The following is an 18,080-nucleotide window of genomic DNA, read 5'->3' on the forward strand; positions in this document are numbered from 1 at the left end:
ATGGTGGGGACAGTGGTTTAGAACGCGCTCCAGTCATCATCGGCCCCGGCAACGGCCAGCACGGGCCTCGCCGCCGGACGGCTTGCCGGAAGCGCCGCGGCCGGGCGGGCAGCAACGGCACGCGGCGCCGCGGTTGCCGAATGCGCCGCGGCTGCCGCCGGCCGCACCGACATGGTGCGTGCGGTGCTGCCAGCGACAGCCGTCGCGGCCGTGCCTGCCCATACTCTCGTACCCGTGCCAAGGTTGAACACCGAGACCACGTTCTTGAGCTTCTGCGCCTGTTCTTCCAGCGCACCGGCTGCGGCGGCGGCCTCTTCCACCAGCGCGGCATTCTGCTGCGTCACCTCGTCCATCTGGGTCACCGCCTGGTTGACCTGCTCGATGCCGCTGGTCTGTTCCTGCGACGCGGCGCCGATCTCGTTCATGATGTCAGTCACGCGGCGCACGGCCTGGACGATCTCGCCCATGGTCTGGCCGGCTTCTGCCACCAACCGGGTACCGCTCTCCACGCGCTGGCCCGACTCGCCGATCAGCGCCTCGATCTCCTTGGCGGCCGAGGCCGAGCGCTGCGCCAGGCTGCGCACCTCGCCCGCCACCACCGCGAAGCCGCGGCCCTGCTCGCCGGCACGCGCGGCTTCCACCGCTGCATTGAGCGCCAGGATATTGGTCTGGAAGGCAATGCCCTCGATCACGCTGATGATCTCGACCACCTTGCGCGAGGCGCCGTTGATCTCGTTCATGGTGTCGACCACGCGGCCCACCACCTCGCCGCCCTTGAGCGCGATCTGCGAGGCCTCATTGGCCAGCACGCCGGCCTGGCGCGCGTTGTCGGCATTCTGCCGCACCACCGTGGTCAGTTCTTCCATGCTGGCGGCGGTCTGCTCCAGCGACGAGGCCTGTTCCTCGGTGCGCTGCGACAGGTCCAGGTTGCCGGTGGAAATCTGCTGCGTGGCCGATGCCATCGAATCGGCGCCGGTGCGCACTTCGGCAACGATGCCCGACAGGCTGGCCTGCATCGCGGCCAGCGCCTGCATCATGCGGCCGATCTCGTTCTTCGAGACGCTGGCGATGCGCGAGGTCAGGTCGCCGCGGGCGATGCGCTCGAACACAGCCAGCGCCTCTGCCACCGGCGCGACGATGGCGCGGTTCAGCGTGACCGTGCACAGCACGGCGACCGCCAGGCCCAGCACGATCAGCACGACCGACAGCATGCGGATACGCGCAAAGCTGGCCTGCGCAGCATCGAAGTTGGCCTGCCCGGCAGTCATCTGGAACTTCTGCAGCTTCTCGTGCACGCTCGACATGCTGCGCTGCAGGTCAGGCAGCACCTTCTTCGCCAGCCGCAGGGCCTCTTCCTGGTTGCCCGCGAGCGAAGCCGCCTGCAGCGGCAACACGCCCTGCTCCATGAACGCCTGGCGCTGCTTGCCCAGTTCCGTGGCGAGCGCCTTTTCCTCAGGATTCTGCGGCAGGCTCATATAGCGCTTCCAGGCAGCCTCCGATGCCTCCACGAACACTTTGGAGCGGTCGACGTGAACCTTGGGATCGTCCTGCTCGCCCTGCATCACGTTGCGGTCCAGTGCCAGCCGCATGCGCGTGGTGGCCTGCATCGCCTCGCTGAGCGCGACGGTGGAGCCGAGCTGGTTGGCATAAGTCTCCCTGAGGGCATCATTGCTTTGTGAAATGCCGTGCAGGCCGGCACCGCCGACCAGCAACAGCAGCAGCGACAGCATTCCCATGGCGCCCCGTAGCAGGGTCTTGATCTGGATATTGTTGTGGAAGGACATGATGAAAGAAGACTGTGTCAACCCGCGGGGCACACCCCCAACCCCGTTCCGGCAGGATCGACGCCCAGATGATCCGCCCTGCCCGGATAACGGCGCGACCTCCTGTTACTTGAGCCGCCGCGCCGGTGGCGGGCGCAATTAATCGGCGATAACCGGCCTGTCGGATATACGCCACGTGGCTTGCCGCGGCCGATTATGGCGATTTGATTTTGGCGGCGGCTGGCTGCCGCCGGGCCAGTTTGCGTACGGCCGCACCATTTGCGGGCCTGAACCCGGAACTGCGGCCGGAACTGCAGCCGGGCCGACGACGACGGAAATGCCGGTGACAGACCACGACACCGAAAGTTCACACAATTATCGGCGCCAAGAATTTTCGCAAAAACAGCATCCGATTAGTCCGGCAGGATTTGCAGCGGGCGGCGACCCCGTTATAATTGTTTTCAGCATTTTCACCCCCGCACACACCCACCGCATTCCACTCCACCGGAAACCGAGGACCCAATGGCGACGTATCAGGAAATCGTTCAGAAAATCAGTGAACTGCAGAAGCAGGCCGAGGAAATCAAGGCACGCGAACAAGCCACGGTGATCGCGGATATTCGCGAGAAAATCGAGCAATATGGCCTGACCGCGGAAGACCTGGGTTTTGGCGCAAAGGTGCCGGCCGGCAAGAAGGCGGTCAACCGCAAGGTGCCGGTACGCTATCGCGACAGCGCCGGCAATACCTGGACGGGCCGCGGCAAGCGCCCGGGCTGGCTGACCCAGGCCCTGGCCCAGGGCAAGGCAGTTGAAGACTTCCTGATCCGCTGAAACCCGCGATCCGGCAGATGGTAAAACGCCACGGATGAATTCCGTGGCGTTTTTGTTTTCTGGTCTTCCGCGGCGCCTGCACAACACTGCGGCGCCACCTGCCCGGGGCGTCAGGCGTCAAACCCCTGCGGATTCATCGACTGCCAGCGCCATGAGTCCTGGCACATGCGGTCGATGTCATGGCGCGCGCGCCAGCCCAGCAGCTGGTTGGCCAGCGCGGGATCGGCGTAGCACGAGGCGATGTCGCCCGGGCGCCGCGCCACGATCTCATGCGGCACCGGCTTGCCGCTGGCACGCTGGTAGGCCTGCACCACTTCCAGCACGCTGTAGCCGCGGCCCGTTCCCAGGTTCACGGTCATGCTCTTGCCCTGCGCGCGCAGGTAACCCAGCGCCGCCAGGTGGCCGTCCGCCAGGTCGCAGACGTGGATATAGTCGCGCACGCCGGTGCCGTCCGGCGTCGGGTAGTCACCGCCGAATACCATCAGCTTTTCACGGCGCCCGCCGGCCACCTGCGCCACATACGGCATCAGGTTGTTCGGGATACCGCGCGGATCCTCGCCAATCAGCCCGCTTTCATGCGCGCCGACCGGATTGAAATAACGCAGGTAGGCAATGCGCCAGTCCGGATCCGATGTTTCCAGGTCGCGCAGGATTTGCTCGCCCATCAGCTTGGTCTGGCCATACGGGTTGGTGGCCGACAGCGGGAAATCCTCCAGGATCGGCACCGCATGGGGATTGCCATAAACCGTGGCCGAAGAACTGAACACCAGCTGTTTCACCCCGGCCGCGCCCATTGCCGCGCATACCGTCAGCAGCCCACCCAGGTTGTTGCTGTAATACTCCAGCGGCTGGCTCACCGATTCGCCCACTGCCTTGAGTGCGGCAAAATGAATCACCCCGCTGATGCGGTGTTCGGTAAAGAGCCGGTCCAGCAATGCGCGGTCGCGCACGTCGCCCTGCACAAAATGCGGGGTCTTGCCGGTAATGGTGGCGAGCCGCTCCAGCACCACCGGGCTGCTGTTGCAAAGATTATCCAGGCCGATCACGTGGTAGCCGGCATTGAGCAGTGCAACCCAGGTATGCGAGGCGATATAGCCGGTGGCACCGGTCAGGAGCAAGGTTTCAGGCATGGAAAATCGGTGTCGGAATTCGATTCAGGGCCGGGCCTTGGCCTGGCGGATTCAAAACGTGGCGCAAGCACCTCTTTCCGCCGCGTAGGCCGGCGAAGCTGCTTATTATCCACGATCTGCCGATGCGCCCAGGGCAGCCGGCCCGGCGCGCGGGGCTAGACCCGGCTTCCCGGCACTTCCGCCACCAGCCCCGCCCGCGCCTGCCAGGCCTCATAGGCGGCGCGCAGCCGCCAGCCGGACTCCGGGTCGCGCATGCCCAGGCATTGCGCCACCTCGGCCGGCGCCGTGCCGGCCTCGAAATGCATGGCGGCGCAGGTATTGCGCAGCGTCTGCGGCGACGCGCGTTCGCTGCGCCCGGCCAGCACGCCGGCCTCGTCCAGCAGGATCTCCACGCGCCGGTAGACCGAGGCGGCATGCATCGGCCGGCCCGCCGGCATGGCGGGAAACACCAGGCCGCCAAGCGTGCCGGAGGCTTCGCGCAATGCCAGCCAGGCCCGTAGCGGCGCATGGGCCAGGCTGAACAGCGGCACGGTATAGGCTCGGCCGTTGTCCGCGCGGACCATGCGCAGCGCCATCCGGCCGGGGGCGCCGGCTTCGATGGCATCGACCCGCAGCGCCCGCGCTTCGCCTACCTTCAGGCCGCCGCCGAGCAGCACCGCCAGCAGGGCCACATCGCGGGCGCGCTTCCATTGGGTGGGCGATGCCGCGGTGCGCGTGTCGCCGGCCGGCATGCCGGCCGGGCCAAGTATCCGCGCCACCAGCAGGTCGCGCTCGCCCGGCAGCAGGAACGCGGTGGGATCGTTCTCGCCGTCGGCAAGATGGGCGCGCACCGCCTGGCTGGCCGGGTTGTGCATGCCCTCGCGCAGCCGCGCCAGGTGATGGAACACCCGTTCGATCAGCCGCGTATAGCGATAGCGGTGCGATTTGTGCAGCTGCTGCGCGTCCAGGAACTCACCGATCTGCTCCGCCGACCAGCTCAGCGGCGGCAGCCCGCGCTCGGCCGACCAGCGCAGCAGCTTGCCCCACATGGCGCGGTACACCACGCTGGTGCCGTGCCGGAAGCCATGCCGTGCCAGCCAGCCGTCGAACGCGCGCTCCGGATGGTCGCGCCAGGCGGCCAGGTCGGCATCGAACAAGGCAGCCTGTTCAGGATGGGCAGCGGAGGGCTTAGTGGTCACTGACTCTCCTGCCGGGGGCCGGCGTGCGGGGTTGGGATCCCGCCTATTGTAGACAACCCGTCACTGCGCGGCGGGGCGCCGGCACCATAGGCCCCGCATCGCTTGCACGGTGCCCCGGCGCATGCTACCTTTCCATCCACTATGCAACTGGTTGCATAAAACCCCCGCAACAAGACGCCGCGCACTGACGCCAGCCAAGGAGACCGAAGTGACCACCACCAACCTGATTCCCGCCGCACAGGCCTCACTTGAAGCCTGGCACCAGATGCTGGCCAACGGTTCGATGGCCGGGCTCGACGCCATCGTGGCCGATGAGGTGGTGTTCCGCTCGCCGGTCGCGCACACCCCCTATCCCGGCCGCGCCGCGATTGGGCTGGTGCTGACCACGGTGAACCAGGTGTTCCAGGACTTCCGCTACCACCGCAGCTTTGTCAGCGAGGACGGCCACAGCGTGGCGCTGGAATTCAGCGCGGCCGTGGACGGCAAGGCGCTCAAGGGCATCGACATGATCCGCTTCGACGACGCCGGCCGCATTGCCGAGTTCGAAGTCATGGTGCGCCCGCGCTCGGGCCTGGAGGCGCTGGCCGCCGCCATGGGCGCGCGCCTGGCCAGCCAGAAGGACGTGCTGACCGGCGCGGCCTGACGCAACCCTGTTTCGCAGCACCGCTTTTTCGCCTTACCGAAATACCCAGGAGACTTCACCCATGGCCCTTCCCGCCCAACTCCAGAACCGGCTGTCGCTGCCGGTGGTCTGCTCGCCGCTGTTCATCATCTCCAACCCCGACCTGGTCATCGCCCAGTGCAAGGCCGGCGTGGTGGGCTCGTTCCCCGCGCTGAATGCGCGCCCGGCACCCAAGCTGGAAGAATGGCTGGACCGCATCACCACCGAGCTGGCCGAACACGACGCCAGGCACCCGGACCGCCCGTCGGCACCTTTCGCCGTCAACCAGATCGTGCACAAGTCCAACGACCGGCTTGAACATGACCTGGAGCTGTGCGTGCGCTACAAGGTGCCGATCGTGATCACCTCGCTGGGCGCGCGCAAGGAAGTCAACGACGCAGTGCACTCGTACGGCGGCATCGTGCTGCACGACGTGATCAACAACACCTTCGCACGCAAGGCCATCGAGAAGGGTGCGGACGGACTGGTGGCGGTTGCCGCCGGGGCCGGCGGCCATGCCGGCACGCTGTCGCCGTTCGCGCTGCTGCACGAGATCCGCGAATGGTTCGACGGCCCGCTGCTGCTGTCGGGCTCGATCTCCAGCGGCGACGCCATCCTGGCCGCGCAGGCCGCCGGCGCCGACCTGGCCTATATCGGCTCGGCCTTTATCGCCACGCAGGAAGCCAACGCACAGGACGGCTACAAGCAGATGATCGTCGACAGCACCGCCAACGACATCGTCTACTCCAACCTGTTCACCGGCGTGCACGGCAACTACCTGCGCGGCAGCATCGAGCGCGCCGGCCTGGACCCGAACGCGCTGCCCGAATCGGATCCGTCGAAGATGAATTTCGGCTCCACCAGCGTCAAAGCGTGGAAGGACATCTGGGGCGCCGGCCAGGGCGTGGGCGCAATCAAGCGCGTGGTGCCCGCAGGCGAGCTGGTGCGCCGCTTTGCCGAGGAATATGCGCTGGCACGCCGCCGGCTGGGCTTGGGCGAGGCCAAGCAGGCCGGCACGCGCGCCGTCGACCTGGCCTGACGCAGCCGGTCAGCTGGCCTGGCAGGCCGTAGCCGCCGCCCAAGCGGGCGCGGCTACAGCAGCGGCAGCAGTTCCTCGCCCCAGGCCACCCAGTCCTGCTCGAAGCGGATGCCGCGCTGCAGCAGCGCATAGCGCAGCTGTTGCGCGCGGTCCATGTCCGGCGTCGAGAAATCGCGCCGCTCGATGGCCAGGTAAGTCTCCAGCCGGGCCCGATGCAGCGCGATCAGCCGACGCATCTCGTCACCGAGGCCAAGCGGCCCGATCACCGCATCGGCGCGCAGCTTGACCAGGATTTCCTCGCGCTGATCCAGGCTGGCGCCGGGGGTCAGCACCCAGCGTGCCAGTTCTTCACGGCCGGCCGGCAACACCCGGTAGACCTTCTTGCGGTTCTTGCGGTCGCCGCCACCGGCCTCGCCTTCCGCCGCCTCGGTTTCATCCGCGGCAATCCAGCCACTGTCAGCCATCCGCCCCAGCTCGCGATAAATCTGCTGGTGCGTGGCATGCCAGAAATAGCCGATGGAACGGTCAAAGCGCCGCGCCAGGTCATAACCGGACGACGGTTTTTCGATCAGGGAAATCAACAAGGCGTGCTGGGTCGACATGCGTCTGGGCAGTGGCCCGTCGGGGGGCGATGGAAAATGGTTGGAAGCGGATGCGGCAGACCCGGAACCGGGACGCGCCGGTAGCCGCACTTCGCGGGGCTGGCGCTATGGTATCGCAATGCCGGCCTTGCGCAGCACCCTCAGCGATGTCGTCACCGGCGTCGCCAGCAGATGCCATACATTCGTTAAATTTGTCATTTTGGAAATTTCCTGGCAGACAGAATTAAAAAACGCTGAATGGCATTTCTGCGTTGGATGCAATACATTCCATACATTGAAAATCCAGTGCGAGCGCATACCCGCCCCCGGCCGCACCTTGCAGCAATCCTGGAGTGTGTCCATGACCGGAAGAATCCTGCTTGCCGAAGAGCGCGACGTGGCCTGGGAAGCCGACGCCGTCGAACTCCCGATCGGCATCCTGCCGCCCATGCGCGACAAGGCGCCCATTTACTACCGCCTGCCCGATACGCCGGACGGGCACCATATCAAGGAATACGCCAGCGGGCTACGCCAGCTGGTGCGCTTTGTCGGCGTCGAAGAACAGGTTGTCAAATTCAGCCTGGGCTGACCGGGCACGTAACCGTTTCCCTGTGGTTGTCTCCTCCGAGCCCGTTCCTGCGGGCAGGGACTTGAACCCGCGAGATTCGCGGGTTTTTTCTTGGCCGGCGGAATCAGAGCTGCGGCGCGCGGCAGGCGGCGCCGTCGGGGTTGGCCGTTTCCGCCATGTCGAACACCGCCCTGGCACCGCATTGCGATCCGAACATGCGTGCCTGGTCGTGCCCCACGCCCACCACTTCATAGGCCTGGTGGCGGATCACCAGCCCGGGGCTGGCCAGGTAGCGCTCATAGCGCAGGTAGCCGCGGGCGCGCTGCAGGCGGGTGGGACCTTCGGCCTCAGCGCCGCACGCCTTGTCCAGTACGCGGTGGTTGGGGTCGTTGTCTTCCGTGCCGGCCAGGTAGGTCACCTGACGCCCGGCGTAGCGCTGGTACAGCGACTGGCCATTGGCACCCTTGGCGTAGGGCACGATGTCCTGCATGCCATAGCGGTACTTGTCGTAATCCGGGCACACTGCCTTGTCGTAAGGCGCAAACGAGCGGCCGTCCGCGCCGGCCGGGCGCACCGCCGTGAAGTACAGGTAGGACGAGGGGTTGGCCACCACATAGCGCAGGTCGATGCCGCGCGCGCGGATGCGCTCGTCGACATTGTTCAGCACGGCATAGCGATGCACGATCTGTGCGCCGCCCGAATGCCCGGCCACGGTCACCCTGGCCACCCGCGGCAAGCGCGCCTTGTCGGTGACGAAGGCCATCATGTCATCGAGGACTTGCAGTGAACTGACCGTGAACGGCGCGTTGACCGCGTTCTCGCCACTCATCCAGCCCTGCACCGACCATTGCGGCATGCCGTCGAAGCCCTTGCCGTGGTCTGGCGTGCCGGGGAAGTTGGGCGCGACCAGCAGCACCTCGTCCGGATTGCGGCCGCTGGCCTTGAGCAATGCAGCACCGGCGGCGTAGTAATCATCGCCGTTGCGCTGCAGGCCGTGCTGCACGAACACCACCTCGCGGATGCGCGACAGGTCTTGGTCTAGTGGATGGTTGGTGTAGACCGGGAAGTCATAGCCCGCGCCCGTGCCCAGGTGCACGCGCTGCCAGTGCGGCTTCGCCTGGGCCGGCGTGGCCGCCGCCTCCACCGCCCTGGCGACGGAAGGCGTGTCGGGTGCGCTGGCGCAACCGGCCAGCACTGCCGTGGCGATGGCGGCACCGGCCAATGCCCGGCATGGTTTGCTTGGCACAACGAGAGCAATGGCTTGCAGCATCGGAAGCGACTCCTGTGGGAATGTTTTGCCGGCGACGGATCCGGACGCGCTGCCCTGGTCAGCCCAGGCGCCTGACCAGCGCCGCCACGTCCGGCCAGGTCACGCGGCGGACCATGACCCGCAGGTCCGGACCGTGGAAATCATCCTCGAACGCCTCGGATTCCTCGCCGCCCAGCCGCTGGTAGAACTCGCGCGCCTGCGTATTGGCTTCCAGCACATAGAGGAACAGCGGCCGCCCGGGCCAGTGCGCGGCCACGCGCTGCGCGCAGTGGGCCAGCAAGCGCTTGCCCAGGCCCTGGCCGTGGAAAGCCGGCAGCACGTGGAGGTTGTCGAGATAGATGCCGAAGCGGGGCTCCGCCTCGGGCAGCAGACAGGCAAAGCCAGCGGCTTCGCCGTCGACCATGGCCAGCGTGACTTCCACGGGGCCGTCTGCGCCGTTGTGCATGCGGGCGCGCCAGGCGGCCAGCCGTTCCGGGTAGGCCTGGTCCCGCAAGTAAGCAGCCGGCAGCATGCCGGGATAGGTGTGCTGCCAGCTGGCGGCGTGCATGGCGGCGAGCCGGTCGGCATCGGCAGCCGTGGCGGGGATCAGCGCAAGATCGGGCATGATAGGCGGCGCGGCAGGCGGTCGGCGTCGGCGCAGCGCCGGCAAGGTGTCGGGAAGCGATCATTGTGCCGCCGCATGCCAAGGCTTGCAAAGCGTGGATGCAGGGATTGCAACCGGCGTGCCTTGCCTGCCTCCCGCGCCATCATGCAACACTCCCGGCGCCGGGAACGAAGGTTGCAGGATCCTGCAAAATTGCCTGCCGCAACGAAGAGGAAGCCTTATGTATATGGTCTACTGGTCCGAAGCCGACGGCACCGGGCTCAGCCCCCACGCGCAGTCATTCCCAAGCGATGCGATGCGTGAGGCCCTGCACTTTACCGAGGCGCTGCGCCAGCGCCAGCACGCGGGCGAGCCGGTGAGCTTTGTCACGCTGTGCTCGGAGAATCCCAACGCCGTGGGCCGGGCCGGCGCGGCCGACCCGCCACCGGACTATGAGTGGAAGAAGAGGCGGCCTTGAAGCGGCAGCGCGCATTGTCGTGAAACATGGCGCGCTGCCCGGCCGGGCAGAACCCGGCAACTGTCCCGTCAGCCGATGATGTCAAACTGGCTGAAGTACTCCTCGTTCAGCTCCAGGCCCAGCCCCGGCAGGTTGTCGTCGAGCTGCAGGTAGCCGTTGTCCGGCGCCGGATCGCCCTTGAAGATGTAGTAGAACAACTCATTGCCCACCTCGACGTCGTGCACGGGGAAGTACTCCGACATCGGCGAAGCCGTCGAGGCCATGGTCAGGTGGTAGTTATGCATCTGCCCCGCGTGCGGGATCACCGGCACCGACCAGGCCTCCGCCATGGCGTTGATCTTCTGCGCCGCGGTGATGCCGCCGACGCGGTTGGTGTCGTACTGGATCACGTCCACCGCACGGCGCTCGAGCAGGTCCTTGAAGCCGTAAGAGGTGAATTCATGTTCACCGCCGGAGATCGGGAACGGGCTCGCCTTCTTCAGCTCGGCATAGCCCTCGATATCGTCGGCGATCACCGGCTCTTCCAGCCAGCGCGGGTTGAACTCTGCCAGGCGCGGCAGCATGCGGCGCGCGTACTCCAGGGTCCAGCCCATGTAGCACTCCAGCATGATGTCGACGCCGTCGCCGACCAGCTCGCGCAGCAGGCGCACCTGTTCGATGTTCTTCCGCATGCCGGCGGGGCCGTCCTTGGGGCCGTAGCCGAAGCGCATCTTCATCGCGGTGAAGCCCTGGTCGAGGTAGTGCTGCGCTTCTGCCAGGAACGCGTCGCGGTCGTCATTGTTGTAGAGCTTGGAGGCGTAGCACCAGATCTTTTCCTTGGTGCGCCCGCCCAGCAGCTTGAACACGGGCTTCCCAACCGCCTTGCCCATCAGGTCCCACAGCGCGATATCGACCGCCGAGATCGCCGCCATGCCGATGCCCTTGCGGCCCCAGGCATGGGTGCGGCGGTACATCTTCTGCCACAGGTACTCGTTGTCGAACGGGTCCTGGCCGATCACCACCGGCGCCAGGTACTGGTCGACGATCTCCTTGGCCACGCGCGGCGCCAGCGCGCAGTTGCCGATGCCGACCAGGCCGGTATCGGTTTCCACTTCAACCACCAGCCAGCCGTGGAAGCGGAACGAGCCCATGGCGTCGCCGCGCTCGAACAGGATGTCGGTGGCGTTGGTGCAGAAATGCGCCTGCGGCGGCACGGTCTTGCCCTTCCATTCAAAGACACGGGCGCGGACGTTGGTGATCTTCATGTTCAGCTCCTGATGGCGATGCGTTGGCGCGAACGCTCCCCGGCCGCGCCGGGGGCGGTCTTGCTGGATTCGGTGTGGTGAAGGTGGTGGCTAGGCTGTGGCGCGCCGTTGCGCGCCCATGCGGCAGGCGATCTGGAATGCCTGCAGCGTGGCGCCCGGATCGGCGCGGCCCTGCTGCGTGATGTCGAACGCGGTGCCATGCGCGGGCGTGGTGATCGGCACTGGCAGCCCGCCCTGCACCGTCACGCCGCGCGAGAAGCCCATCAGCTTGATGCCGATCTGGCCCTGGTCGTGGTACATGGTGACGATAGCATCGAACTGCCGCTGCGACGGCCCGCCCTGCACCTTCAGGAAGATGGTGTCGGCCGGGAACGGACCGTCTGCCGCCACGCCGCGCTCACGCGCCGCGGCCACGGCCGGGGCGATCACGTCAATCTCCTCGCGGCCGAAGGCGCCGTTGTCGCCGTTGTGCGGGTTCAGGCCGCACACCGCGATGCGCGGGCGCGCCATGCCGGCGCGGCGCAGGGCCTGGTCAATCAGGTCGATGGCGCCGCCCACGCGTTCCTGCGTGATCATCGCCGGCACGTCCTTGAGCGCCACGTGCGAGGTCACGCGCGAGGTCCACAGCCCGTCCAGGACATTGAACTCGCAGAAGTTGCCGTGGCAGCCAAGCTGCTCGGCAAACCAGTGCAGCTCATCGCTGTGCGCCATGCCGGCGGCGTGCAGCGAGCTCTTGTTGAGCGGCCCGAACAGGATCGCGTCGGCCTGGCCCGCTTGCGCCAGCTGCAGTGCCAGCGCCAGCGTGCCCAGGCTGTAGCGCCCGCCCTCGGCACTGGCTTGGCCGCGCGCATACGCCGGGCGCTCCGGCAGCTGCCAGTGGTACAGGCGCGGCTTGCCATCATCGGCAAAGGCGGGCGCATCGGTCTCGGCCAGCGCCAGCTCGACGCCTGCGATCCGCATGCCGTGGCGCCATTCGTCGCGGTCGGCGATCAGCAGGATCTCGGCCTGCGCGGCGGTCGCGGGGTCGGCCAGCAGCCTGGCGATCAGTTCGGGGCCGATGCCGGCGGGGTCGCCCAGCACCATGGCGATTCTTGGACGGGAATTCATTGGACTTCCGGGGTTGTTATTGGTCGAGCTTGACGCCCAGTTCAGCGATCAGCTTGCCATAGCGCACATACTCGGCACGCGAGAAGGCATCGAACTGCGCCGCGGTCAGCGCGCCGGGCACCGCGCCCACATCGGCCAGCCGGCGCACGGTGTCAGGGTCCCTGATCACCGTGGCCAGCGCGCTGCCCAGCTTCTGCAGTGTCGCGGGCGGCGTGCCGGCCGGCGCATAGACACCGTACCATGCACTCATCTGGATGCCGGGCACGCCCGCTTCAGCCAGCGTGGGCACGTTGGGCAGCAGCGCCGAGCGCTGGTCCGCGGTGACCGCCAGCGCGCGCAGCTTGCCGGCCTTGATATGGCTGATGACCGACGGCATGGTCTCGAAGCTCATGTCCACCTGCCCGCCCATCAGGTCCACCAGCGCGCTGCTGCTGCTCTTGTACGGCACGTGCAGCAGCTTGCCCTTGATCTGCCGCGCGAAGGACGCGCCGGCCAGGTGCTGGGTGCTGCCGACCCCGGACGAGCTGTAGCGGAACTTGTCCGGGTTGGCCTGGATCTGCGCCACCAGCGCCTTGACGTCGCGTGCCGGCACCTGGTTGTTGACCACCAGCACATTGGGCACCGACGACACCAGCGCCACCGGCGCCAGGTCCTTGAGCGGATCGAACTGCAGCTTGAGCAGGTGCGGCGCGATCGCTTGCGAGGTCACCACGCCCATCAGCAGCGTATTGCCGTCCGGCGCCGCCTTGGCGGTCAAATCCGCGGCAATGGTGTTGGACGCGCCGGGGCGGTTGTCGACCACGACTGGCTGCTTCAGCTGCGCGGCGAGCTTGTCGGAGACGATGCGCGCCATCACGTCGGTGCCGCCGCCGGGCGCTGCACCCACCATCAGCCGCACCGGCCGTGTGTCCTGCGCCCAGGCATTGCCCGTTACTGCCGCCACCGTGGCCAGGCCGGCGAGTGCGCCGGCGATCCATGTCTTCATTGCTGTCTCCGTCATTTTGCTGTCCGGCTCTGCGGCGCGGATGGGCAGACTATAGGAGCATCAGTGATTCGCCACTACTGATGTTTTTTGAACTGGCGATCACCTGGCGTTATACCTCGGCAGCCGCCTGCTGCGCAGTGCGCGGCAATGCCTTCAGGATCGCGACCAGCTGTCGCGCCGCCGCGGACAAGGTGCCGCCGCGCCGCGTCACGATGCCAAAAGTCTGCTGCCGCGACTGCAGCCGCACGGGCAGGATGCGCAGCATCTTCTGGCGCACGAACATCGCCGCCACGCCGGTCGGCAGCAGCGACACCAGCCCGGGGTCGCCCTGCAGCATGGCCACGGTGACGAAGGCCGACGAGGTCGAGATCGCATTGGCGGGAAAGCTCATGCCGGCCAGGTCCAGCTCGCGCTGCAGCAGCGCGTGCATCGGCATATGGCCTGCATAGGTGATCCAGCGATAACCTGCGAGGTCGGCAAACCCCATCGCGCGCGCGCGCGGTGCCGGATGCGCATGGCCCACCACGACCGCGACCTGCTCATCGCCCAGCGGGTGGTAGTGGTAGCGGGCCGGTTCATCGCTGACCAGCGAGCGGCCGATCACCAGGTCGAGGTGGCCGTCGTCGAGCAGCCCCAGCAGGCGCAGGCTGGTGTCCTCGATGATCTCCAGCGCCAGCTCCGGCTGCGCCTGGCGCAGCCGCGCCAGCGCCGGCACCAGCACCTCCGGCACCGCCCCCATGATCACGCCGATGGCCACGCGCCCGCCGCTGCCCGCGCGGATGCCCGCTACCTCCTCGCACATGGCGCCCAGGTCGGCCACCAGCTGGCGTGCGTGCCGGATCACGCAATGGCCGAAGGCATTGGGACGCATGCCGCGCCTGGAGCGCTCGAACAGCGGCGCTTCCAGCATGCCTTCCAGCTCCTGCAGCGACTTGCTGGCCGCCGACTGGGTCATCGCCATCGCCGCGGCGGCCTGGTGCAGGGAGGAATGCTCGTCCAGCGCGATCAGCAGTTGCAGCTGCTTCATGCGCAACCGGCCGGTCAGGGCGTCGAGGGTGGATTTCATGAAGGAATCTGTGAGTCGCAAAAGCGATCACCAGATGGAAAGGTTTCAATATACAGCCCGGATGGCGGCTCGTATATTGGCCCGATCCAATTCACAAGCAGCCGGAGGAGACCATGACCCGCACCCCATCCCCCACCATCTACCGCGGCGTATTCCCGGTAGCGCCCACCGTCTTCGACGCGCAGGGCGGCCTCGACCTCGACGGCCAGCGCCGCTGCATCGACTTCATGATCGATGCGGGTTCGCACGGCATCTGCATCCTGGCCAACTTCTCCGAGCAGTTCGTGCTGAGCGACGACGAGCGCAACGTGCTGATGAAGACCGTGCTGGAACACGTGGACGGCCGCGTGCCGGTAATCGTCACCACCACGCATTTCAGCTCGCGCCTGTGCGCCGAGCGCAGCCGCGCGGCGCAGGATGCGGGCGCGGCCATGGTGATGGTGATGCCGCCTTACCACGGCGCCACCATCCGCGTGCCCGAGCGCAGCATTTACGAGTTCTTCGCCACGGTCTCGGATGCCATCGACATTCCCATCATGATCCAGGACGCGCCGGTCAGCGGCACCACCCTGAGCACGCCGTTCCTGGCGCGCATGGCGCGCGAGATCGGCAATGTGTCGTACTTCAAGATCGAAGTGCCGCAGGCCGCGGCCAAGCTGCGCGAACTGATCGAACTGGGCGGCGACGCCATCGTCGGCCCCTGGGACGGCGAAGAGGCCATCACGCTGATGGCCGACCTGGAAGCGGGCGCCACCGGCGCCATGACCGGCGCGGGCTTCCCCGACGGCATCCGCCAGATCCTCGATGCGTGGCAGGCCGGCGACGCCGAACTGGCCGCGCAGCGCTACCAGCAATGGCTGCCACTGATCAACTATGAAAACCGGCAAGGCTGGCTGGCCACCAGCAAGGTGCTGATGCAGGCAGGCGGCGTGATCGCATCGGACGCGGTGCGTCATCCGCTGCAGCCGATGCACCCGGCCACCCGCGAAGGGCTGCTGAAGATTGCGCGCCGGCTCGATCCGCTGGTGCTGCGCTGGGCCCGCTGATCTCATCGAAAGGACAAGGCATGACAATCTCAGGCGAACTCCTGATCGGCCGCCGCGCGGACCCCGGCGGGTACCGCGGGGGCAACGGCACCATCCACGCCATCGACGCTGCCACCGGAGCCGCCCTCGAACCGGCATTCGGCGGCGCCACGCCCGCGCAGCTCGACCAGGCCTGCGCGCTGGCATGGCAGGCATTCGACGCCTACCGCGAGACCACGCCCGAGCGGCGCGCCGATTTCCTCGAAGCCATCGCCGCCAACATCCTGGCGCTGGGCAATACCCTGATCGACCGCTGCACCACCGAATCCGGCCTGCCGCGCGCGCGCATCGAAGGCGAGCGCGGCCGCACCGTGGGGCAGTTGCGCATGTTCGCAAGCCTGCTGCGCCAGGGCGACTTCCTTGAACTGCGCGTCGACCCCGCGCTACCTGAACGCAAGCCGCTGCCGCGCGTCGACCTGCGCCTGCGCCATATCGCGCTGGGGCCGGTAGCAGTATTCGGCGCCAGCAACTTCCCGCTGGCATTCTCGGTGGCCGGCGGCGATACCGCCTCGGCCCTGGCCGCGGGCTGCCCGGTCGTCGTCAAGGCGCATCCGGCGCACCCGGGCACATCGGAGCTGGTCGGCCGCGCCATCCGCAAGGCCGTCGACGACATGGACCTGCCCGAAGGGACTTTCTCGCTGCTGTTCGATGCCGGGCTGGAGGTCGGCCAGGGGCTGGTGGCCGATCCGCGCATCAAGGCCGTCGGCTTCACTGGCTCACGCGCCGGCGGCATGGCGCTGATGGCGATCGCGGCGGCACGGTCAGAACCGGTCCCCGTGTTTGCCGAGATGAGCAGCATCAACCCGGTGCTGCTGTTCCCGCACGCACTGGCCAATCGCGCCGAAGCCATCGGCACGGCGTTCGCGGATTCGCTGACGCTGGGCTCCGGGCAGTTCTGCACCAACCCCGGCCTGGTGCTGGCGGTTGCGGGGGATGACCTGGAGCGCTTCCTGCAGGCCGCGGCTGCGCGGCTGGGGGCGCTGCCGGCTGCGACCATGCTGACGCCCGGCATCCATCGTGCCTATTGCGCCGGCGTCGATACGCTCGCCAGCCATGCGCAAGTGCAGACCGTTGCGCGCGGCGCGGCGGGATCGGCTGCGCAGGGACAGGCCGCGCTGTTCGCCACCGACGCCGATGTCTTCCTGGCCAACGAAGCGCTGCGCCACGAAGTCTTCGGCGCCGCCTCGCTGGTGGTGCGCTGCCGCGACCTCACCGAGATGCGGCGCGTCATCGACGCGCTGGAGGGGCAGCTGACCGCCGCGCTCCATATCGAGGATGCCGACCACGACGCCGCCCGCACCTTCCTGCCAGCGCTGGAACGCCTGGCGGGACGCATCCTGGTCAATGGCTTCGGCACGGGCGTGGAGGTCGGACATGCGATGGTGCATGGCGGGCCGTGGCCGGCGACGTCCGACGGCCGCAGCACCTCGGTCGGCAGCCTGGCCATCGCGCGCTTCCTGCGCCCGGTCAGCTACCAGGACATGCCGCCCGGCCTGCTGCCCGCGTCGCTGCGCCCGGACAGCCCGCAACGCCACGCGTGGCGCCTCGACGGCAAGCTGCAGGGGATGCCCGGCTGAGGCTCACCTCGACAATGCCCGCAACGCATCGATCAGCAGGCTCATCGATGCCGTCGGCGGGCGGCCCCGCCGCGTGACGATGCCATAGGGCCCCAGCTTGCGCGGCAGGGGCAGCGGCAATACCGCCAGCGCGCCAAGCCTGCCGTAGTAGGCGGCGACCGACTCCGGCAGCACCGCGATCAGTTCGCTGTCCGCCAGCAACGACGTGGTCATCAGCACCGCCGCGGTCTCGATGGTCGACGGCGGCGCCGGCACGCCGGCATCCTCGAACGAGCGGTCGATCAGCGCGCGCATCGGGCTGGGGCGCGGCTGCATGATCCACGGGTAGCCCGTCAGTTCCTCGAACGACAGCTTGCGGCGCCGCGCCAGCGGGTGCTGCGGCCCGACCACGATGGCCAGGCCCTCGTCGCCCAGTTGCTCGAAGTCCAGCCCGCTGCTGTCCCAGCCATCCGGCACGCGCCCCAGCACGATATCGAGCTGGTCGCGCTCAAGCTGCGGCATCAGCACATCGCTGGTCTCCACGTGCACCGCCACCTCCAGCCGCGGATGATCGCGATTGAGCTGCCGGATCACGTCGGCAAGCAGCCCCGGTGTAGGCGCCATCACCGCCCCGACCCGCACGCGTCCGATCTTGCCGGACTCCAGCGCCACCAGTTCATCGCGCAGCCCGCCCATGTCGGCAAACACCAGCCGGGCATAGCGCGTGGCCGCCAGACCGAAGCGCGTGGGCCGCAGCCCGCGCGCATGGCGCTCGAACAGCGGCACGCCGAGCAGGTCCTCCATGTCCTGCAGCATCTTGCTGACCGCGGGCTGCGTCAGCGTCAGCGCCTCGGCGGCCTGGCGCAGCGAACCGCGCTCCTCCACCGCCAGCAGCAGGCGCAGGTGCTGCATTTTCAGGCGGCCGTGGAGGGTGCTGACGGGTGGGATCATGGGT

The 18,080-nt window shown here is 67.7% G+C and carries 19 protein-coding genes; 7 read left to right on the forward strand and 12 right to left on the reverse strand.

Annotated elements, in window-relative coordinates:
* Positions 1-17: 17 nt before the first annotated feature.
* Positions 18-1,784 carry a methyl-accepting chemotaxis protein gene (locus tag AC3WQZ_RS28635; RefSeq protein ID WP_010809860.1) on the reverse strand — a complete coding sequence of 589 codons (1,767 nt, stop codon included), beginning with the start codon at positions 1,782-1,784 and terminating at the stop codon, positions 18-20.
* 501 nt (positions 1,785-2,285) lie between these two features.
* Here AC3WQZ_RS28635 and AC3WQZ_RS28640 point away from each other — a divergent pair.
* Positions 2,286-2,594, forward strand: coding sequence for an H-NS histone family protein (locus tag AC3WQZ_RS28640; protein ID WP_010809859.1), 309 nt, complete (start codon positions 2,286-2,288; stop codon positions 2,592-2,594).
* 110 nt (positions 2,595-2,704) lie between these two features.
* On the opposite strand, the gene galE is transcribed toward AC3WQZ_RS28640, so the two are convergent.
* Positions 2,705-3,724, reverse strand: coding sequence for a UDP-glucose 4-epimerase GalE (gene galE, locus AC3WQZ_RS28645; protein ID WP_010809858.1), 1,020 nt, complete (start codon positions 3,722-3,724; stop codon positions 2,705-2,707).
* Positions 3,725-3,879: 155 nt separating this feature from the next.
* Positions 3,880-4,902: a tyrosine-type recombinase/integrase gene (locus tag AC3WQZ_RS28650; protein WP_011616425.1), complete on the reverse strand. Its 1,023-nt coding sequence runs from the start codon at positions 4,900-4,902 to the stop codon at positions 3,880-3,882.
* A gap of 208 nt (positions 4,903-5,110) precedes the next feature.
* Here AC3WQZ_RS28650 and AC3WQZ_RS28655 point away from each other — a divergent pair, with 208 nt between their 5' ends.
* Together AC3WQZ_RS28655 and AC3WQZ_RS28660 are read left to right on the forward strand one after the other, a co-directional pair.
* Positions 5,111-5,545 (forward strand): nuclear transport factor 2 family protein, encoded by a 435-nt coding sequence (locus tag AC3WQZ_RS28655; RefSeq protein ID WP_492301720.1) that lies wholly within the window; start codon positions 5,111-5,113, stop codon positions 5,543-5,545.
* Positions 5,546-5,606: 61 nt separating this feature from the next.
* Positions 5,607-6,602 carry an NAD(P)H-dependent flavin oxidoreductase gene (locus tag AC3WQZ_RS28660; RefSeq protein WP_011616424.1) on the forward strand — a complete coding sequence of 332 codons (996 nt, stop codon included), beginning with the start codon at positions 5,607-5,609 and terminating at the stop codon, positions 6,600-6,602.
* A gap of 53 nt (positions 6,603-6,655) precedes the next feature.
* Here AC3WQZ_RS28660 and AC3WQZ_RS28665 read toward each other — a convergent pair whose 3' ends face one another.
* Together AC3WQZ_RS28665 and AC3WQZ_RS28670 are read right to left on the reverse strand one after the other, a co-directional pair.
* Positions 6,656-7,204 carry a PadR family transcriptional regulator gene (locus AC3WQZ_RS28665; protein WP_010809854.1) on the reverse strand — a complete coding sequence of 183 codons (549 nt, stop codon included), beginning with the start codon at positions 7,202-7,204 and terminating at the stop codon, positions 6,656-6,658.
* A 105-nt stretch (positions 7,205-7,309) separates the two neighbouring features.
* Positions 7,310-7,546, reverse strand: a complete 237-nt coding sequence (locus tag AC3WQZ_RS28670; protein WP_144062247.1) for a hypothetical protein — start codon at positions 7,544-7,546, stop codon at positions 7,310-7,312.
* Between AC3WQZ_RS28670 and AC3WQZ_RS28675 the strand changes: the two genes are divergently transcribed.
* Positions 7,545-7,772, forward strand: coding sequence for a hypothetical protein (locus AC3WQZ_RS28675; protein WP_010809853.1), 228 nt, complete (start codon positions 7,545-7,547; stop codon positions 7,770-7,772). The genes AC3WQZ_RS28670 and AC3WQZ_RS28675 overlap by 2 nt on opposite strands.
* A gap of 103 nt (positions 7,773-7,875) precedes the next feature.
* Here the strand turns inward: AC3WQZ_RS28675 and AC3WQZ_RS28680 are convergent, their stop codons facing one another.
* Positions 7,876-9,021 (reverse strand): hypothetical protein, encoded by a 1,146-nt coding sequence (locus tag AC3WQZ_RS28680; protein WP_439669597.1) that lies wholly within the window; start codon positions 9,019-9,021, stop codon positions 7,876-7,878.
* A 58-nt stretch (positions 9,022-9,079) separates the two neighbouring features.
* Entirely contained in the window at positions 9,080-9,625 is a 546-nt protein-coding gene (locus tag AC3WQZ_RS28685) for a GNAT family N-acetyltransferase (protein WP_011616422.1), read from the reverse strand.
* 220 nt (positions 9,626-9,845) lie between these two features.
* Here AC3WQZ_RS28685 and AC3WQZ_RS28690 point away from each other — a divergent pair, with 220 nt between their 5' ends.
* Entirely contained in the window at positions 9,846-10,082 is a 237-nt protein-coding gene (locus AC3WQZ_RS28690) for a hypothetical protein (protein WP_010809850.1), read from the forward strand.
* A gap of 68 nt (positions 10,083-10,150) precedes the next feature.
* Here the strand turns inward: AC3WQZ_RS28690 and AC3WQZ_RS28695 are convergent, their stop codons facing one another.
* The 4 genes from AC3WQZ_RS28695 to AC3WQZ_RS28710 form a co-directional block, all read right to left on the reverse strand.
* On the reverse strand, positions 10,151-11,326 hold the full coding sequence (locus tag AC3WQZ_RS28695; RefSeq protein ID WP_492301722.1) for an L-rhamnonate dehydratase: 1,176 nt from the start codon (positions 11,324-11,326) through the stop codon (positions 10,151-10,153).
* Positions 11,327-11,416: 90 nt separating this feature from the next.
* Positions 11,417-12,433 carry a 4-hydroxythreonine-4-phosphate dehydrogenase PdxA gene (locus AC3WQZ_RS28700; RefSeq protein ID WP_037024331.1) on the reverse strand — a complete coding sequence of 339 codons (1,017 nt, stop codon included), beginning with the start codon at positions 12,431-12,433 and terminating at the stop codon, positions 11,417-11,419.
* Positions 12,434-12,449: 16 nt separating this feature from the next.
* Complete coding sequence (locus tag AC3WQZ_RS28705; protein WP_010809847.1) at positions 12,450-13,418, reverse strand: Bug family tripartite tricarboxylate transporter substrate binding protein; 969 nt, start codon at positions 13,416-13,418, stop codon at positions 12,450-12,452.
* A 109-nt stretch (positions 13,419-13,527) separates the two neighbouring features.
* Positions 13,528-14,484, reverse strand: coding sequence for a LysR substrate-binding domain-containing protein (locus AC3WQZ_RS28710; protein ID WP_010809846.1), 957 nt, complete (start codon positions 14,482-14,484; stop codon positions 13,528-13,530).
* A gap of 113 nt (positions 14,485-14,597) precedes the next feature.
* Between AC3WQZ_RS28710 and AC3WQZ_RS28715 the strand changes: the two genes are divergently transcribed.
* Both AC3WQZ_RS28715 and AC3WQZ_RS28720 read left to right on the forward strand, forming a co-directional pair.
* The gene (locus tag AC3WQZ_RS28715) at positions 14,598-15,530 is read left to right on the forward strand and encodes a dihydrodipicolinate synthase family protein (protein WP_492301723.1); all 933 of its coding nucleotides are present in this window, start codon (positions 14,598-14,600) and stop codon (positions 15,528-15,530) included.
* Positions 15,531-15,550: 20 nt separating this feature from the next.
* On the forward strand, positions 15,551-17,146 hold the full coding sequence (locus tag AC3WQZ_RS28720) for an aldehyde dehydrogenase (NADP(+)) (protein ID WP_492301724.1): 1,596 nt from the start codon (positions 15,551-15,553) through the stop codon (positions 17,144-17,146).
* Between the two features lie 3 nt (positions 17,147-17,149).
* Here the strand turns inward: AC3WQZ_RS28720 and AC3WQZ_RS28725 are convergent, their stop codons facing one another.
* A complete protein-coding gene (locus tag AC3WQZ_RS28725) occupies positions 17,150-18,076 on the reverse strand; it encodes a LysR family transcriptional regulator (protein ID WP_010809843.1) in 927 nt (308 codons plus the stop codon).
* Positions 18,077-18,080 lie beyond the last annotated feature (4 nt).

This window comes from Cupriavidus sp. FW305-26, from assembly GCF_058787975.1.

Coding starts and splice junctions, on each gene's coding strand:
- AC3WQZ_RS28705 (WP_010809847.1), bottom strand. CDS start 13,418: ATGAAGACATGGATCGCCGGCGCACTCGCCGGCCTGGCCACGGTGGCG.
- AC3WQZ_RS28710 (WP_010809846.1), bottom strand. CDS start 14,484: ATGAAATCCACCCTCGACGCCCTGACCGGCCGGTTGCGCATGAAGCAG.
- AC3WQZ_RS28665 (WP_010809854.1), bottom strand. CDS start 7,204: ATGTCGACCCAGCACGCCTTGTTGATTTCCCTGATCGAAAAACCGTCG.
- AC3WQZ_RS28725 (WP_010809843.1), bottom strand. CDS start 18,076: ATGATCCCACCCGTCAGCACCCTCCACGGCCGCCTGAAAATGCAGCAC.
- AC3WQZ_RS28715 (WP_492301723.1), top strand. CDS start 14,598: ATGACCCGCACCCCATCCCCCACCATCTACCGCGGCGTATTCCCGGTA.
- AC3WQZ_RS28690 (WP_010809850.1), top strand. CDS start 9,846: ATGTATATGGTCTACTGGTCCGAAGCCGACGGCACCGGGCTCAGCCCC.
- AC3WQZ_RS28720 (WP_492301724.1), top strand. CDS start 15,551: ATGACAATCTCAGGCGAACTCCTGATCGGCCGCCGCGCGGACCCCGGC.
- AC3WQZ_RS28680 (WP_439669597.1), bottom strand. CDS start 9,021: ATGCTGCAAGCCATTGCTCTCGTTGTGCCAAGCAAACCATGCCGGGCA.
- AC3WQZ_RS28635 (WP_010809860.1), bottom strand. CDS start 1,784: ATGTCCTTCCACAACAATATCCAGATCAAGACCCTGCTACGGGGCGCC.
- AC3WQZ_RS28695 (WP_492301722.1), bottom strand. CDS start 11,326: ATGAAGATCACCAACGTCCGCGCCCGTGTCTTTGAATGGAAGGGCAAG.
- AC3WQZ_RS28660 (WP_011616424.1), top strand. CDS start 5,607: ATGGCCCTTCCCGCCCAACTCCAGAACCGGCTGTCGCTGCCGGTGGTC.
- galE (WP_010809858.1), bottom strand. CDS start 3,724: ATGCCTGAAACCTTGCTCCTGACCGGTGCCACCGGCTATATCGCCTCG.
- AC3WQZ_RS28670 (WP_144062247.1), bottom strand. CDS start 7,546: ATGGACACACTCCAGGATTGCTGCAAGGTGCGGCCGGGGGCGGGTATG.
- AC3WQZ_RS28640 (WP_010809859.1), top strand. CDS start 2,286: ATGGCGACGTATCAGGAAATCGTTCAGAAAATCAGTGAACTGCAGAAG.
- AC3WQZ_RS28675 (WP_010809853.1), top strand. CDS start 7,545: ATGACCGGAAGAATCCTGCTTGCCGAAGAGCGCGACGTGGCCTGGGAA.
- AC3WQZ_RS28700 (WP_037024331.1), bottom strand. CDS start 12,433: ATGAATTCCCGTCCAAGAATCGCCATGGTGCTGGGCGACCCCGCCGGC.
- AC3WQZ_RS28685 (WP_011616422.1), bottom strand. CDS start 9,625: ATGCCCGATCTTGCGCTGATCCCCGCCACGGCTGCCGATGCCGACCGG.